The organism is Geodermatophilus sp. TF02-6 (assembly GCF_003319115.1).
GTDB lineage: Bacteria > Actinomycetota > Actinomycetes > Mycobacteriales > Geodermatophilaceae > Geodermatophilus.
Genome location: NZ_QOHF01000005.1, coordinates 99912 through 115980, shown reverse-complemented (window position 1 = coordinate 115980; position 16069 = coordinate 99912). Strand labels below are relative to the sequence as shown.

The following is a 16069-nucleotide window of genomic DNA, read 5'->3' as shown; positions in this document are numbered from 1 at the left end:
CGGCCGCCCGGACGATCGGCGCGGGTTCGGCGTCAACCGAGATGCGGCCTCCCGGCCGCGCGTATCGGAAGAGGAGGCCGCCGTGATGCCCGCCGAGAGCGGCGCTGTGCCGCAGGAGCTGCTGGCGCTGGCCGAGAAGGCCGCCGCGCCACAGTTGAGGGAGACAGCGCTGGACCGGCGCTTCGGGCCACGGTCCAGCTGGGTTCCGGCCGCAGGTCAGCTGTGGCGAGCCGTCCGCGAGGACGTCACCGCGCTGGTGGTGCTCATCGCCGTCGACGTCGAGTCGGTGACCGTGGTGCCCGCGTCGGTCGACAGCGGAGGCGCGGCAGCCGACACCGACACGGTGGTTCTGGACGGCACGGTGCTGGGCGTGCCGGTCACCGTCTGGGCCGGGCTGCGCCGCGCCCTGCCGGCGAGCGTGCTGGACCGGCCGGTGGACGACCTGGGTGCCGCCGTGCTGAGCCGTATCGCCGATCGGGCCCCCGCGGCCGAACCCGCGAGCACCGCCCCACTCGTCGACGACGTTCGGGCGGAGCTCGCCGACGACCTCGATCTGCTGGCCGAGCCAGCGGTCGAGGCCGTTCCTGTCCCGGCCGACGCCGGCGACGCCCCCGCCGGTGCCCCGGCCGCGATCGACCTCGACGCCGTCGACCCCGCAGATCTCGACGAGGCCGCCGCGCGCCTCGGGGTGCCGCTGCCCGTCGTCCTGGACCTCATCGACGGCAAGCGGCCTCCGACACCGGCCGAGGCTGACGTGCTCCGTCAGGTGCTGGGCGCCGCACCGAAAGCCGCACCGCCACCCCTGGCCCTGGTCGTCGAGCTGGCTCAACCAAGGTGGCGGAGCCTGGTTCGCCAACATCGCCGCCGCCGCGGGCTCACCGAGGCCGCGGCGCGCACGGCCCTCGCCTTCGACATCGGCGCGATGGCGGCCCGCCAGACGGGCGAACGAGAACCCTCCTGGTCCGACCGCATCCGCCTCTGGGCCCAGGGCGAGCAGCTGAACCCGGACGCCGACGCATGAACGTGATCCGGGTCGACGTCGTCAAGCAGGCGCGGCTGACGCTGGAGCGACTCAAGGCCGCCCACCCGGGCGCCGCCCAGCGGCTGCACACCGACGCGCTCAGCGAGCTGGAGAGCTGGACCGAGGTGCAGGTGCGCCGGGTGCCCGACGCCGAAGCGCAGGCGCGCTGCTCGGTGGCCGGCGGCTACGTTCACTCCACCGTCCCGCCGACCCTGACGGTCACCGAGTCGCTGAGCCCCCGCCGGCGGCAGTTCACCGCCCTGCATGAGTTGGGCCATCACCTACAGAAGCACGACTCCCGGCTCGCGATCGCCGTCCGTCGTCAGCCGGCGGACAAGGAGGCGTTCGAGGACGCCGCCTGCGACATGTTTGCTTCCCTCGTTCTCCTCCCCGACGAGGTGCTTGCCCTCCGGGCCGATGGCCGTTCCCCGAGCGCCGCCGACGTCGTGGACCTCTTCGAGCGGACCCAGGCCTCCCGCGCCGCCTGCTGCGTCCGGATCGCCGAGCAGCTGGGCACCCACGGCGTCGTCACCGTGCTCGACTCCACCGGCACGGTCTCCTTCGCGGCCGCCCACGGCGACGAGGTCTTCCCGCCGGCTCGAGGCACCAGCCAAGCCCACACCCCGTTGGTCGGCGCCGCGCTCTGCCAGGGACGAAGCGCCCGAGTGAACGACACGTACCTGCAGTATCGCGGCGGCCACAGGAGCGAACTGCTCTACGGCGACGCCGCCTGGGCCGGCGAGCACCTGATCACCGTCACCGTCCTCGACCGGGCCGGGTGGAAGGCCTTCGCGCCGCCGCGCACCGGTACCCGGCAGTTCGTGCCGCGCACCTGGACGTGCGAGGTGTGCGAGGAGGAATTCACGCCGGACGGGTCCTGCGCCAAGTGCGGCACCCCGCGCTGCAGCAGCGGCCACTGCGCCTGCACCTCGGCCGCCGAGCGCACGTGCCAGCGGTGCTGGTCGGTCCTGGCCCCCAGCCGGTTCCCCAGCCGAACCGCGACGATCTGCCGGGACTGCGCCGGCTGACCGGACGGCTCGGTGAGGTTCGGCGTCATACCGGTGTGAGAGGGCGACCACCGCCCGCAACACACCTGGAGGACCGGCCATGGGCCACACCGACGACTACCTGAACACCATCCGCGGCCAGATCGCCGCCGACGACACGGTGCTGGCCGAGGCCCGCGACCGGCTCGCGCTCGTCCGCGAGATCGCCATGGACTTCCCCGGGGCGCTGCGCACCTACTCCTCCGGCTCCCTCGCCCAGTTCACCGTGAACCACCCGGTGACCGACGGCGACGGCGGTCTGGTCCTCAACCGGGTTCACTACCCCGACCTCGGCCCCGAGGGCGGCGGGAAGACGCCCAACGACATCGTCGACGAGCTGTGCGCCCTGCTCGGCCCTGAGATCCGCTTGAGCTACCCCAACGCGCGCTGCGGGAAGTCCAAGCGCGGCCCCAAGATCACCTTCGGTGAGCCGATCAACGGCCAGGACCCCTCGGTGGACCTCGTCGTCGCGCTCACGCGGCGCGACGGCAGCGGCCTGTGGATCCCGAACCTGGACATGCGCCGCTGGGAAGCCTCCGACCCGGAGAAGCACGTGGCGCTGCTCAACGGCGGCACGGAGTCGCTGCGGCGCACCCGGCGGCGGGCCATCCGCCTGCTGAAGGCCTGGAACAAGCAGTGGTCGAGCCCGGCGTTCTCCAGCTTCCACCTCTCGGCCATGGCGCTGGAGTACATCCAGGCCGGCATGGGCCTCGCCGCCGCCCTGCACGCCGTCTTCGACGACGGAGCGACGTTCCTCGCCACTGGCTGCAACACCCCCGACCCGGCCGGGGTCTCCAAGGCGCTGAAGCTGGTCAACGGCATCTCCCGCGACGTGGCCGTCCAGCGGCTGCGCGCCGCGGCCACCGCCATGGCCGACGCGATCAAGCACGACGACGAGACCAAGGTGCAGTCGGCCCTCCACCGCGTGTTCCGCGACTACGTCGACGCGCCCCTGGAGGACAAGCTCGCCTCCGCGGTCGCCGCGCTGCGCACCAGCCGGCCGGTCACCACGATCGCACTCGGCCTGGGCGGGACCGCGGCCACGATCCCGCCGACGCGGGCCTACGGCGGCCCCCGGCCGCAGTGACCCGCCGCCCCGTACACCGGCACCCCGCCTGGTTCGACCGCCCCGCCCACCGCCTGCGGCTCATCGCCGAGCTGCGGGCGGTCGGCGCGGACGTCGCCGTCGTCCCGCCGGGACGTCGGCGCCGCGGCGGCTTCGCTGTCCGGGTCGTCCTCACCCCAGCCGGCCTGGAGCCGCAGCGCGTGACCATCGAGTTCGGTCCGAACACACCGGACACCCCGGCCATCTACGTGCCTGGCCCCGGCTCCAAGCACCGCTATGACGACGGCAGCTTGTGCATCTGGTACCCCTACGACCCGCCGGAGCGGCGGTGGACCTGGCGCGACGGCGGCGCCGTCCTCGCCGGGCACATCTGCGCCCACCTCATCCGCGAGGCCTGGTGGCGCCAGACCGGCGAGTGGCCCGGTGAGGAAGCCCCGCACGACCCGCCCCACCCGCCCGCCGTCCCCCGAGCCGCCCGAAGGACGTCCCCGTGACCAGCCCCACGCCGACGCCGGCCGCCCCGCCCACGCCGACGGACCCGATCCCCTCGCTGATCCCGCCGGCGGCGACAACGACCACCAGCACCACACCGACCCCGGCGCCGGCGCCCAACAACGCACCGGCGACCTCGGGTGGCGGGCTCACCGGTGCGGTGCTGTCCGCGGCGGTCGTCGCCGCCATCGTCAGCGGCTCGATCACCACCGCCCTGGCCCGACGCGCCACCCGCCTCGAGGAGCGGGCCCGCGTCCGCACCACCCTCGCCGAGGCCTACCAGGCCTACGCCGACTACAAGGAGTTCCCTTACGCCATCCGGCGGCGTCGCCACGACCAGGACGGCAAAGAGAGAATTCGCCTGTCCGAGGAGGTACGCCGGGTGCAGTCCCGCCTGTCCTACTACCAAGCATGGACCCGCGCCGAAGACCCGACGACCGGCGACGCCTACAACGACCTCGTCGGGCAGCTCCGCAGGGTCACCGGCGCCTCGATGCGCGCAGCCTGGCTCGAGCCGGCCCTGGACAACGACGCCGGCATGAACATCGGCCCGGACCGCGTCGACCTGAGCGAGCTCCGGACGGCCGAGGAGACGTTCCTCAAGGCCGCCGAGAACCATGTCAAGGCCCTTACTACACCCTGGTGGCGCCGGAGCCCCAAGCCGGCCACCGCAGGCCCGCAAGAGTAGTCAGCGGCCTGGGCAGGCAAGCGCGCGGGCGCCGGGCTGGCCGACGGATCGCTTGCCGAGTCGCGAAAGCGAGCGATCTATCAGTTCTCCGAGCTCTCGGAGGCAGGGATCCGTGGCGTACTTGTTGATGATTATCCGCCTTGGGCCAGGCCCTGCGACGACGTCCGTATTGCCGGCAGCTGCGACATATGCCTCGGGCTGTGACGCGACCACAGCTCCCCAGAGAAGTCAGGATCGAGGACCGTCACACGTCTTGCACTCCCGGTGGAGGGCTGGGGAGACCCGCAGCGACGGGAGGCGATGGAGCAGTTCGAGCTCAGGATGCGGTCGTGATGGGCAGCTCCCATCCGCGGGTGGTGTGGGCGAGCGGGTGGAAGCCGGCTTGCCGCAGGAAGGCGCGGTAGCCCCTGTCGTCCGGGCTGCAGTAGTCGAGCAGCCGGTCAACGTGGCCGAGGTGCAGCCAATCGGCGGCCTGGCCGAGCAGCCAGCCAGCGATGCCGCGGCGGCGGTGGGCGGGGTCGACGTGCAGGTTGCCGATGTCGGCCAAGCGGTGCTGAGCGACCAGGCGGCCGGCGTCACCACGCTGCTGAACCTCCAGATAGCCGACCGCCCGGCCGTCGAGCAGCGCGGTGAAGCGGGTGCCGTTGACCCCCAGCGTGCGGGCCACGGACAGTCCGGCCAGCGGTGACGGCGGGCGGGGCAGGGCGGAGACGTCGGCGAGCAGGACGAGCTCGGCATGCTCTCCGGGGGTGAAGCCGGCGCGGCGCAGGACGGCGTGCACGTGCGGCCACTGCTCGGGCAGCCCGTACACACCGGGAGTGGGCAGGGTCCCGTCGGCGTAGAGCCGCCGGGCGCCGGTGGCCTGCAGCCAGGTGACCGCGGCGGTGGCCAGCGCGTCGCCGGCGGCCTCGGTGTCGGGCCAGAACGGCGCCGGTGGCCAGTACAGCAGCCAGCGGATCTCCCCGACGTCCCGGTAGCTGTCCCCGACGTCACCGTCGCCGCGGTAGCGCAGCAGGTGCGCCGCGGCGACCACGCGGCCGCGCTGCTCGGCGACCAGGGTGGCGCGCTGGTCGACCCAGGGGTCGACGATGAACTCGCCCGGCTCGGCCTCCAGCTGGCTGAGCACGGTGTTCACCGACACCACGACGCCGGGCACGACGGCCTGGGCGTGCGCATTGACCAGTGCGGTCAGCTGGTCGCGGTCGGCGCGGTGGAACGGGCGCACACGGACGGGGGTCATCGGCAGCCTCCAGCGGGCGAGCGTGGTCCAGGAGGCCGCTACCGGTGCGGAACAGGCCGCACGCTACCGCCGTCCCGCCCCCGGCCCCCAGCTCCCTCTGCTGGCCAGCACTGCAGGTCCACAGGAGGACTACAGGAGAAGTACTGGAGGACCACTGAAGCGGATCCGAGGTGTACCGGAGATCGACCGGAGGATCACCCCGCCGCTACCGGGCGATCACCCAGGGCTCACTGGAGGTTCCCGGCAGAAGAACAGGAGGTCCTGTTCCTACGGTCCGCGGCCGTGATGACGCTGCACAAGCTGACCGCCGGGGACGGGTACACGTACCTGACGCGGCAGGTGGCAGCGTTCGACGCCACCGCCCGGGGCCGGGACGGACTGGGCGACTACTACACCCAGCGCGGGGAGTCACCGGGCCGGTGGGCCGGTGCCGGCCTGGCCGGCCTGGGTACGCCGGTCGCCGGGGACCCGGTCATCGAGGAGCAGATGCGGTCGCTCTTCGGCGCCGGCCGCCATCCCGACGCCGCCCGGCTCGAGCGCCAGGCACTGACCGACGGGCAGACCCCTGAGCAGGCCCGGACGGCCGGCGCGCTGGGCCGGCCGCTCCCTGTCCACACTTCCCCGGCGGACGGGTTCCGGGCACGGTGCGCCCACGAGTTCGCCGCGGTCAACGCCGCACGCGGCCGGCCACCCGGCGCGCCGCTGGCAGCCCAGGAGCGGGCGCGGATCCGCAGCGAGCTGGCCGCGGCCCTGTTCGCCCAAGAGCACGGCCGCGCTCCAGCCGACGCCCGCGAACTGTCGGGGTTCCTCGCCCGGGTATCCCGTCCGGGGTCCAGCGCGGTGGCCGGCTACGACCTGACCTTCTCCCCGGTCAAGTCGGTCTCGGCGCTGTGGGCGATCGCGCCGCAGCAGGTGGCCGAGCAGGTCGAGGCCGCGCACGCCGCCGCGGTCGCCGACACCCTGAACTGGCTGGAGCGGCACGCCAGCTTCACCCGGCTGGGCGCCGGCGGTGTGCGCCAGGTGGAGACCACGGGGCTGATCGCCGCGGTGTTCACCCACCGCGACTCCCGCGCCGGAGACCCGGATCTGCACACCCACGTGGCGGTCAGCAACAAGGTGCAGACCCGCGACGGCCGCTGGCGGGCGCTGGACGGGCGGGTGCTGCACCAGGCCGCCGTGGCCGCCTCCGAGCGCTATGACACCCGGTTGGAGGCCGAGCTGCTCGACCGGCTCGGCCTGGCCTTCACCGAACGGCCGGGCACCAAGCCCGGACACCGGCCGATCCGCGAGGTCGTCGGCGTGGATCCGCGGCTGCTGGCCGCCTGGTCCTCACGGCGCCGGGCGATCGAGGCCCGCCGCAGCGTGCTGGCCGCCGACTTCCACCGCCAGCACGACCGCCCACCCACCCCGGTCGAGGCGATCGCCCTGGCGCAGCAGGCCACCTTGGAGACCCGGGCGGCGAAGCACGAGCCGCGCTCACTCGCCGAGCAGCGAGCGGCCTGGCGGCAGGAGGCACAGGTGGTTCTTGGCGGACCGGACGGCGTGGCCGCCATGCTCGACCGCGCCCTGCACCCTCGTCGGCCACTCCCGCCCCGTTTCGGCGATGAGTGGGTGCGCGACGCCGCGACCCGCGTGGTCGACGCCGTCAGTGGCGGGCGAGCGACCTGGCAGGCTTGGCACCTGCACGCCGAAGCCGAGCGGCTGGTGCGTGCGGCCGCACTGGCCCGCGGCGACGTCGACAGGGCGGTCGCCCGGATCGTGGAGGCGGCCCTCTCCCCCGGCCTGTCGATCCCCCTGGGGGACTCGGACGAGGTGGCCGAGCCAGCGGAGCTGCGCCGCTCGGACGGCGCCAGCGTGTACACCGTTGCCGGTGCCCGGCTCTACACCAGCCAGGCGATCCTCGACGCCGAACAGCATCTGTTCACCGCCGCCGGAAACCACGACGGGCGCCGCGCCGATCCGGCCACCGTGGAACTGGCGCTGCTGGAGGCCACCGCCAACGGTGCCCGGCTCAACGACGGTCAGGCGCGGCTGGTGCGCGACCTGGCCGGCAGCGGCGCCCGGCTGCAGCTCGCGTTGGCTCCGGCCGGGGCGGGCAAGACCACCGCGCTGGCCACCCTCGCCCGCGCCTGGAGCGCCGGCGGCGGCACCGTGCTCGGACTGGCTCCGTCGGCCGCCGCGGCCGGCGCTCTGCGGAACAGCCTCGGCGGACCGTGCGACACCCTGGCCAAGCTGGCCTGGTCCCTCGGCACCGGCTCGCTGCCCGACTGGGCGGCCGACATCGGCCCGGGCACGCTCGTTGTCGTCGACGAGGCCGGTATGGCCGGCACCCTCGAGCTGTCCCGGGTCGTGGAGTACGTGCTCGGCCGGGGCGGGTCAATGCGGCTGGTCGGCGACGACCGGCAGCTGGCCGCCGTGGCCGCCGGCGGCGTGCTCTCGGCGATCGCCGCCGCCCACGGCGCAGTCACCCTCGACGAGCTGGTGCGCTTCGCCGATCCGGCCGAGGCCGCCGCCACCGCTGCCGTCCGCGCTGGTAACCCCATCGGGCTGGGTTTCTACCTCGACGCCGACCGGGTGCACATAGGCGACGTCGCCGGCTGCGCCGAGCAGGCTTACGCCGCCTGGGCCGCCGACCGCGCCCGAGGCGTCGACGCGCTGCTGCTGGCCGCCACCCGGGACCAGGTCGCCCAGCTCAACGTCCGGGCCCGGGCCGACCGGCTCGCCGCCACCTGCGGCCCGCCCGGACCGGAGGTGGCGCTCGTCGACGGCACCCGAGTGAGTGCCGGTGATCCGATCATCACCCGGGCCAACAACCGGGCCCTGCCGATCACCGCGGTCGAGTGGGTGAAGAACGGCGACCGCTTCACCGTAACCGCCGCGCACCCCGACGGCGCCCTCGCCGCCGTGCACACCGCCACCGGCCGGCAGGTCACCCTGCCCGCCGGGTACGTGCGCGAGCACGTGCAGCTGGGCTACGCGGCCACCGTGCACACCGCCCAGGGCACCACTGCCGAGGTCTGCCACACCGTCCTGTCCGGTACCGAGACCCGGCAGCTGCTGTACGTGGCCCTCTCCCGCGGACGAGCAGCCAACCACCTCTACCTGACCACCGCCGGCGGCAGCGACCCGCACACGCTCACCCAGCCCCAGACGGTGAGCCCGCCGACTGCCACCGAGTTCCTCCAGGCAGTGCTAGGCCGGGACGGCGCCCAGACTGCGGCGACCGCCGTCCGGCGCACGGACGCCGAGCCGGCCGGGCGGCTGCACCAGGTCGCCACCCGCTACGTCGACACGCTGCGGTTCGCCGCCGACCACCGCCTCGGACCGGAGACGGCAGAGCAACTGGAGGACGCCGCCGAGCAGATCCGCCACGGGCTGACCGCTGAGCCGGCCTGGCCGACGCTGCGCGGCCACCTGGCCCTGCTAGCCCTGGGCGGACCGACCCCGCCGACGCTCTACGCGCGGCCGTCGCGACCCGCGAGCTGGACAGCGCGGCCGATCCGGCCGCCGTCCTCGTCTGGCGCCTCGACGGCGGCGGACCGCCCGGGCCGCTGCCTTGGCTGCCCGGCATCCCGGCCGCCCTCGTCGACGATCCGCACTAGGGGCCTTACCTGGCCGCCTGCGCCGCCCGGGTGGGCGCCGGCGCGGATACCATCGCCCGCGCCACTGCGGCCATGACCCTCACCACCGCCCCCGGCTGTGCCCGTCCGCTGCCCGACCCGCAGCACGCCGCGCTGCGCGCCGAGCTGGCCGTCTGGCGCGCCGCCCACGGCGTGCCCGACACCGACCGCCGTCCCACCGGTCCACCCCTGCCTGGCGCCGTCGAGCGACGGCACCAGCGCCGGCTCGACGACGCCCTGAGCGCCGCCGGACCCGCCCGGTCCGGCGCGCTGTGGGCGGCGCTGGCCGACGCCCTCGACCCGCGGATCCGTCGCGACCAGCACTGGCCGGCGCTGGCCGAGCGGCTCGCGGACGCCGATGACGCCGGTCTGGACGCCGCCTCCCTCCTCGCCGTCGTCGCCGGAGCCCGGCCGCTGCCCGACGACCTGCCCGCCGCCGTCCTCTGGTCGCGGCTGACGCCCCACCTGGTCCCCGGAACCGACCCGGACCGGGCGGTCGCCGGGCCGCAACGGCCGGGCTGGTGCGCCACCCTGCTCGATCGACTCCCCGACGAGCTCCGGCGGCGGGTGCCGGCCGACCCCGCCTGGCCGGCGCTGGTCGCCGCCGTTACCGCGGGCGCCCGCACCGGCTGGCTTCCGGACACGCTGATCACCGCCGCACTGGCCGGGCTGCCCGCGGACGTGCCGCCCGGCCGGACGGCCGAGGTCCTGGTCTTCCGCATCCAGGCCCTCACCAACCCCACCCCCGTCGACACCGTCGAGCCGCTGCCGGCCGACCTACAGCCACCCGACGACGCCCACCTCCTCCCCAACACCGACGATGCCGCCGGGATCGTGGCCTGCGACGTGTCCGCCGGCGAGGCGACCTCACGCCGCCTGGCGTCGCAGCCGGTCGCCGCTGGTCCGTTCGCCCCGCCTGCCGACCCTGCCGCGGACGAGGCCGACTACCTGCTCGAGCAGCACTTCTGGGCCACCGCCGCCGTCGGTCGCGCCCGGCTCATCGAGCTCAACACCCAGACCGCCGCCTTCTACGCCGGCCGCTACCGCGACTCCTGGGCGCCTACCTACCTACGCGGTCGGCTGGGCCCCGACCTGCTCGACGACGACCGCTTCGTCGTCGGCCATGCCCCCGGCGGCTGGACCGCCCTCGTCGACCATCTGCGCGGGCTCGGCGCCACCGACGAGGAGCTCCTCGCCGCCGGCCTGGGCATCCGGGCGCGCACCGGGCACCTCGTCGACCGCTTCCGTGACCGGCTGGTCCTCCCCGTCCAGGACGCCGACGGCGCCGTCCGCGGCTTCATCGCCCGCCGCTCCCCCGCCAACGGTGACGGCCGCGTCGGCCCGAAGTACCTGAACACCCCGACCACCGACCTCTACCGCAAGGGCGAGCACCTGTTCGGCCTCGTCGAGAACCGGACCGCGCTGGCCGCCGGAGCCGTCCCGGCGATCGTTGAGGGTCCGTTGGATGCGATCGCTCTCACCCTCGCCGGTGACGGCTCCACCGTGGGGGTCGCCGCCCTCGGCGCCGGCTTGACCGAGCAGCAGGCAGACCTGCTCCGCCCGTGGATCGGCGCCGGACGGCCCGGCGTGCTGGTCGCCACCGACGACGACCCCGCCGGCTGCCGCGCCGCCGAGCGCCTCTTCTGGCAGCTGACCGCCCGCGGCGACGATCCCCGCCGACTGCAGCTGCCGGCCGGCGACGACCCCACCGCCCTGCTCTGCCGGCACGGCGCCGGCGCACTGCGGCAGGCCATCGCCACGGCCGGCAGCCTCGCCCACCAGCTGCTCGACGCCCGTCTCGCCGTCGCGCGGAGCGGCCATCGGGCCGACGTCGACGCCGCGATCCGTGACGTGGCTGCCGTCATCACCGCGCTGCCGCCGTCGCGGTGGCTGTCGCAGATCGACCGGGTCACCGAGGCTCTCCTGCTACCCGTCGGCGTCGTCCACTCGGCGGTGCTGGCGGCCAGTGACCGGCGAGCGCCGGCCGTCGACGTGCCGGCTCCCAGGCCCGGGCCGCGGCGGCCCGCATCCGGCCCCGTCTCCCCGAGGAACCACGCCCCCGAGGAGGCGTTCCTCGTCCGGCCCGCGGTGATCACGGTGGCACCCGAGCGGTAGGTCGCGCACCGAGGAACGCCTACGACTCCAGCGGAACGCTGCGCGGGGTGCCGGTGCGGGTCATGGCCGCGCCGCTCAGGCCGTTAGCTGAGCTCGGCCGTCCAGCTCGTAGGTGAGTGCGCTCCACACCCGGGCTTCGGTCAGGCCGAAGGCTTCGGCGATCTCCTCGTCACTCTCACCGGCTCGGTGGTGCCCAGACGACCTCGGTGCTCACCTCCCTGCTCCCCGGTCCCGAGCACCCATCTCCTCACCAGAGGGACCTGGGCGACACGGTGACGCGATCGAGAGCTCCGTCCGCGGCGCCGACCACCGCTCACTCCTGGAACTGGAGGAATACCGGAGATGTACAGGAGGAACGACCGACACGCTCCCGACCATGACCGTGACGCGAGGAGCCCGGACTCCGGTTGCGCCCACCGAGCTGCTGACCATCGAGCAGGCCGCTGCACACCTGGGCACCGGCGAACGCTTCGTCCGTCGGCTGATCAGCCAACGGCGGATCCCGTTCGTCAAGCTAGGGCGGCACGTCCGCTTGGAGCGCTCCGCGCTCGATGAGTTCATCGACGACGGCCGGATACCGAGCCGGTGAGGCCGACCGCCGCTCCGGCAGGACCTCCTCCGCGCGATCTGTGGACGGCCGTGCCGCCGTCCACAGGCCGCGTTGGCAGCCTGCTGAGGTCTTGACACGGTCGCGCCATGGCCAAGCGAGCCGCCTTCGGCACGGTCGACCGGCTGCCCAGCGGCCGCTACCGGGCCCGCTATGTCGGTCCCGACGGGCGCCGGCGGTCGAAGATCTTCGGCACGGTCAAGGCCGACGCCTGGGCCTGGCTGGCCACCCAGCAAGCCGATCTGGTCCGGCAGGCGTGGCGGGCGCCGGAGGCTGGTCGCCGGACCGTCGGCGCATACGCGTCCGACTACCTCGACCGTGACGACCTGCGCGAGTCGACCCGTGCGCTGTACGTCGGCCTGTGGCGGCTCCACCTCGCCGAGCACTGGGAGTCGGTCGCGGTCGGGGACGTCACCCCGGCCAAGGTGCGTACCTGGCACACCGGCGCGGCGAAGAGCACCGGCCCGACGGCCCTGGCGCAGGCCTACCGGTTGCTGCGGTCGATCCTCGGCGTCGCCGTCGCCGACGAGGTCATCACCGCCAATCCGTGCCGACTGCGCAACGCCGGCACACCCAAGGCGGCCCGCCCATCGCGAGCGCTGACCGCGGCCGAGGCCCGGCTCCTCGCCGACCAGCTCGCGGCAGACCGCCGCACCGAGCGCTACCGGACGCTCGTGCTGGTGCTCGCCTTCGGCGGCCTCCGGTTTGGCGAGGCCACCGCCCTGCGCCGCCAGGACGTCGGTGCGGACGGCGCCCGACTGACCGTGTCCCGGTCGGTGCGCTACGTGGGCGGCCGGTGGCTGGTCGGTGACCCGAAGACCGACGCCGGCCGGCGGACCGTGTCGCTGCCGTCCAGCGTCGCCGCCGCGCTCGTCGACCACCTCGACCGCTTCGTGCCCGCAGGACCCGATGCGCTGGTGTTCGGCACCAGCGCGGGGACGTACCTGCACTCGGCCAACTTCGGCGTCGTGTTCCGGCGTGCGGTGCAGCGGGCCGGCCTTCCGCCGGTCCGCCCGCACGAGCTACGGCACACCGGCGCCACCCTGGCCGCGGCTACCGGCGCGACGACCAAGGAGCTGATGCGGCGGCTGGGGCACTCCTCCTCGGCCGCGGCGCTGATGTACCAGCACGCCGCCGACGAACGTGACGGCGAGATCGCCCGGGCACTCGACGCCATGATCGGCGATGCCGCAGCGGCCCCTCCGTGACCGCCTCGCCGGGTCAGCGACGGCGGCCGCGCACTCGCTCGCTGCTCTTGGGGTGACCCGGAGCGACCTCGTGGACGAGCACGCGCCCGGCGTGCTTGCCCGCCGGCGTCCGGTCGACGAAGTACCAGATCCGCCCACCGTCGGTCAGCTTGTACTGCCAGTGGACGTACGTCGCCCCCTGGTAGACCCCGGTGCCCAGGTCGCCCTTGAGCGGGTACTGCCGCGCGCTCCGCTGCTCGGGCGCGGTGGTCAGCTGCTCCCAGGCGTCGACGGTGGCGTTGCGTGCGGTGGCCAGCATGTCGCGCCAGCCCTTCTCGGCGCCGCTGTTGGTCAGGAAGACCTCGTACTCGGCCTTGCGCAGCGGCCTGGGCAGGGAGGCATCGCGACTCACCGGCCGGCGACGGTGCTGGCGTCGGAGTCCAGCGGGGACGGGGCCGGGATCGCGTCGTCCCCCGGCTGGCCGAGGCGGGCGAGCAGGTCGGGGTCGGCGTAGATCTCCGCGGTGGACTTCCAGGCCTCGATCATCTGGTCGAACGCGGAGAAGCGGTCGACCGTGGCGCTGGCCCGCAGCACCCGGAAGAACTCGTCGAGGAAGGCCCGGCGCTCGTGCGCGGGCAGGAACTCCAGCCAGGGGTACTCGTCGCTCAACGAGTCGGCCAGGACGTCGACTAGCTCGCCGCGCTCGAGCGCGTGGGCCAGCAGGTGGGACAGCGCCGCGACCGCGTGCCGATCGCCCTCCCGCCGCCGCAGCGACGACAGCAGCAGCAGCTCCCCCCCGCGCTGGGACAGCACGACCTCGCCGTCGTCGAGGGAGTCGATGACGGGGCGGTAGTCCCGCACGAAGTTCGACAAGGGGATGGGAGCAGCCACGCACCTATACTTCTGCGAAACCGCAGAAGTGTCAACCGTCCAGCCGGTGCTGCCTTGCCCGACGGAGACGGCGCAGCGGAGTGAGTCGCAATCGAGCTCCGAAGAGACCCGCGCGAGGCGGACCCTACCGTCGGTCGACCGACCGGCTCGTGACCGCAAGATCCGCCGGGCGTCGGTCACATGCAGGTCATGGATCACTCCGCGAGAAAGCGAACAGGCCTTTGAGCAGCAAGGATGTGCACAGGTGAGTCAGCTTCCCAAGCTGACAGTGGGGGTTCGATTCCCCTCACCCGCTCCACCCGAAAGCGCAGGTCACGTGGCCGCCAGGGGTTCTGGAGACCGGAGGAGCCCCTGAAGGCCCCGTCGGTGGCCCCGGTGACCCCTGTTCTGCCGCTCGTCAGGTCATGGACAGGTCACGCCAGAGGGCACGTCTGCGCAGGTCACGAGCCCTACTTCGTCGGTCCCGACTCCGTCCGGGACGTCGTGGGCTGCCCACGGGTCGATCCGACTGCCGTTGCTCGACCTGCGCGCCTCATCGCGCACAGTCGTCGCAAGACGGCGATGGGTGCGGTGGGTCTTGATGCTGACGTCGCGCGAGCTCCCGGCATCCTCGGCGCTGCGGTCGCCCCTTCGTGCTGGCCGACAACGCCTCCGACGTCACTCGAGCCCCGTGCAGCGTCGATGATGTCAGCGCAGCTTCCGCCGGCGGCTTGCCGAGCTCAGGAGCACCCAGGCAGTCCAGATCAGGTCGACCGCGAACACGATCACCCAGATCCGGCCCGCGCCGTAGAAGAGGCTGCGCAGGCCCTCGAGCTGCGGGGAACTGCCGGACAGGAGGTGTGCGCGTAGGTCGTCGGCGACTGCGAGGTCGGCTATCCAGGACAGGTCCAGCACGAGCAGCAGCACCTGGGCGATGAGGAACAGGACGGCGTGCTGGCCCAGCTCGACGAGGCGGCGGCCGGGGCTCTTGGTCCTCGTGGAAGGGACTGCCGCCATGCGCTCCGGCGCCTCTCGGTCACCGGACATCGGCTGCTGGGCCGGCTCCGGCCGGCGCTTCGCCGCGGCCCCCTGGGGAGCGGGCAGCTCCACCGGCTCTTCGGGCCCTGCTTCTCCGGGCTCTGCTCCGCTACCGGGAGCCACGCGGTTCGTCGTCGTTCGGCCAGGCAGCGGGCCTGGTACGGCGGCTGGAACGGCGGGCGTGTGGCGCTGCGGCACGTCCGGTACGCCGAGGCGTCGGACGGCTCGGGGCACGACGACGGCACCGCCGAGGGTGACCGCGGCGAAGAACAGGCACGCCGCCGTCCACGAGCTGGTCTCGTACAGCGCGCCCGCGAGGACCGCGCCGACGGCTCCGCCGATCAGCGTGGCGGACTCGTACAGCCCGAGGCCGCGGCCGGTGCTCGCACCGGATACCTCGGCGACGACGGCCTGCTGCACCGGCAGGACGGCCGCCCAAGCCCCGCCGCTACTGACCCCCTTCTTCGCCAGCCAGGAAGCGCTGCACCTCTACGCCATGCAGCTCCTCATCGCGCGCACATCGGCACGGGTGCGTGCGCTCGACTGGCACGGTGCGGCACGGGACGTCGCCGAGCGAGCCGTCGTGGAGACGTTGCCGCTCACCGAGGAGACGCGTTTCGAGGCCGGCGGCTACTACGCCTTCCTTCCTCGCGAGGGCCCGGGTGCCACCAGCGTTTCTCGAGGTGGCGGACGCGGTCGATGCCGACCTGTACGGGCTGTACCGACGACTCGTCGACCTGCTCCGGGACGACGGTGCCATCCACCCCGGCAACGACACGGATCTGCTGCCACGCGAGCTCCAGGCGCTGGCCGAGGGTCTCGCCTTCCAGCTCGTCACCTGGCCGCACCGGTACTCGCCGATCGATGCGCGACAGGTGGTGGCCCGCTGGCTCGATGCTCTGTGCGATCCACCAGCGCCCGGGAAGTGAAGGAGTCGCGGGAGGCCGAAGGAGCTGACGGCACAGGCGCAGCCTCCCGCGGCGCGGCCGCAACGGGACCTGCTCCCGCATGGGGAACCCGATACGGCGACGTCCGGTCGAACGGGACAGGGTGGTCGGTTGCCGTGTCCGGCAGGGGAT

14 protein-coding genes are annotated in these 16069 nt (G+C 73.8%); 10 read left to right on the top strand and 4 right to left on the bottom strand.

Annotated elements, in window-relative coordinates; translation table 11 throughout:
• Positions 1-85: 85 nt before the first annotated feature.
• From DQ238_RS06595 to DQ238_RS06575, 5 genes are all read left to right on the top strand, one after another.
• Positions 86-1021 (top strand): hypothetical protein, encoded by a 936-nt coding sequence (locus DQ238_RS06595; RefSeq protein ID WP_147263014.1) that lies wholly within the window; start codon positions 86-88, stop codon positions 1019-1021.
• Complete coding sequence (locus DQ238_RS06590) at positions 1018-2049, top strand: ImmA/IrrE family metallo-endopeptidase (RefSeq protein ID WP_113780504.1); 1032 nt, start codon at positions 1018-1020, stop codon at positions 2047-2049. Before DQ238_RS06595 ends, DQ238_RS06590 begins: the two co-directional genes overlap by 4 nt.
• A 79-nt stretch (positions 2050-2128) precedes the next feature.
• A complete protein-coding gene (locus tag DQ238_RS06585) occupies positions 2129-3154 on the top strand; it encodes a hypothetical protein (RefSeq protein WP_113780503.1) in 1026 nt (341 codons plus the stop codon).
• Positions 3151-3627, top strand: coding sequence for a hypothetical protein (locus DQ238_RS06580; RefSeq protein ID WP_113780502.1), 477 nt, complete (start codon positions 3151-3153; stop codon positions 3625-3627). The genes DQ238_RS06585 and DQ238_RS06580 overlap by 4 nt, the downstream gene beginning before the upstream one ends.
• On the top strand, positions 3624-4313 hold the full coding sequence (locus DQ238_RS06575; RefSeq protein ID WP_113780501.1) for a hypothetical protein: 690 nt from the start codon (positions 3624-3626) through the stop codon (positions 4311-4313). Before DQ238_RS06580 ends, DQ238_RS06575 begins: the two co-directional genes overlap by 4 nt.
• 316 nt (positions 4314-4629) lie before the next feature.
• Here DQ238_RS06575 and DQ238_RS06570 read toward each other — a convergent pair whose 3' ends face one another.
• On the bottom strand, positions 4630-5553 hold the full coding sequence (locus tag DQ238_RS06570; protein ID WP_113780500.1) for a GNAT family N-acetyltransferase: 924 nt from the start codon (positions 5551-5553) through the stop codon (positions 4630-4632).
• A gap of 285 nt (positions 5554-5838) precedes the next feature.
• Here DQ238_RS06570 and mobF point away from each other — a divergent pair, with 285 nt between their 5' ends.
• The 4 genes from mobF (at position 5839) to DQ238_RS06555 (ending at position 13103) form a co-directional block, all read left to right on the top strand.
• Positions 5839-9231 (top strand): MobF family relaxase, encoded by a 3393-nt coding sequence (gene mobF, locus DQ238_RS23615; protein WP_233495768.1) that lies wholly within the window; start codon positions 5839-5841, stop codon positions 9229-9231.
• Complete coding sequence (locus DQ238_RS23610; protein WP_233495767.1) at positions 9228-11288, top strand: toprim domain-containing protein; 2061 nt, start codon at positions 9228-9230, stop codon at positions 11286-11288. The genes mobF and DQ238_RS23610 overlap by 4 nt, the downstream gene beginning before the upstream one ends.
• A 376-nt stretch (positions 11289-11664) precedes the next feature.
• Positions 11665-11877, top strand: coding sequence for a helix-turn-helix domain-containing protein (locus DQ238_RS06560; protein WP_113780499.1), 213 nt, complete (start codon positions 11665-11667; stop codon positions 11875-11877).
• A gap of 107 nt (positions 11878-11984) precedes the next feature.
• Positions 11985-13103, top strand: coding sequence for a site-specific integrase (locus DQ238_RS06555; protein ID WP_113780498.1), 1119 nt, complete (start codon positions 11985-11987; stop codon positions 13101-13103).
• A gap of 13 nt (positions 13104-13116) precedes the next feature.
• Here DQ238_RS06555 and DQ238_RS06550 read toward each other — a convergent pair whose 3' ends face one another.
• The 3 genes from DQ238_RS06550 to DQ238_RS06535 all read right to left on the bottom strand — a co-directional run bounded on the left by DQ238_RS06550 (position 13117) and on the right by DQ238_RS06535 (position 15410).
• The gene (locus DQ238_RS06550) at positions 13117-13494 is read right to left on the bottom strand and encodes a hypothetical protein (RefSeq protein WP_199506173.1); all 378 of its coding nucleotides are present in this window, start codon (positions 13492-13494) and stop codon (positions 13117-13119) included.
• A complete protein-coding gene (locus DQ238_RS06545; RefSeq protein ID WP_147263013.1) occupies positions 13491-13973 on the bottom strand; it encodes a hypothetical protein in 483 nt (160 codons plus the stop codon). The genes DQ238_RS06550 and DQ238_RS06545 overlap by 4 nt, the downstream gene beginning before the upstream one ends.
• A 687-nt stretch (positions 13974-14660) precedes the next feature.
• Positions 14661-15410, bottom strand: coding sequence for a hypothetical protein (locus tag DQ238_RS06535; RefSeq protein WP_113780496.1), 750 nt, complete (start codon positions 15408-15410; stop codon positions 14661-14663).
• A gap of 113 nt (positions 15411-15523) precedes the next feature.
• Here DQ238_RS06535 and DQ238_RS06530 point away from each other — a divergent pair, with 113 nt between their 5' ends.
• Positions 15524-15919 carry a TetR family transcriptional regulator C-terminal domain-containing protein gene (locus DQ238_RS06530; protein ID WP_113780495.1) on the top strand — a complete coding sequence of 132 codons (396 nt, stop codon included), beginning with the start codon at positions 15524-15526 and terminating at the stop codon, positions 15917-15919.
• Positions 15920-16069: the final 150 nt, after the last annotated feature.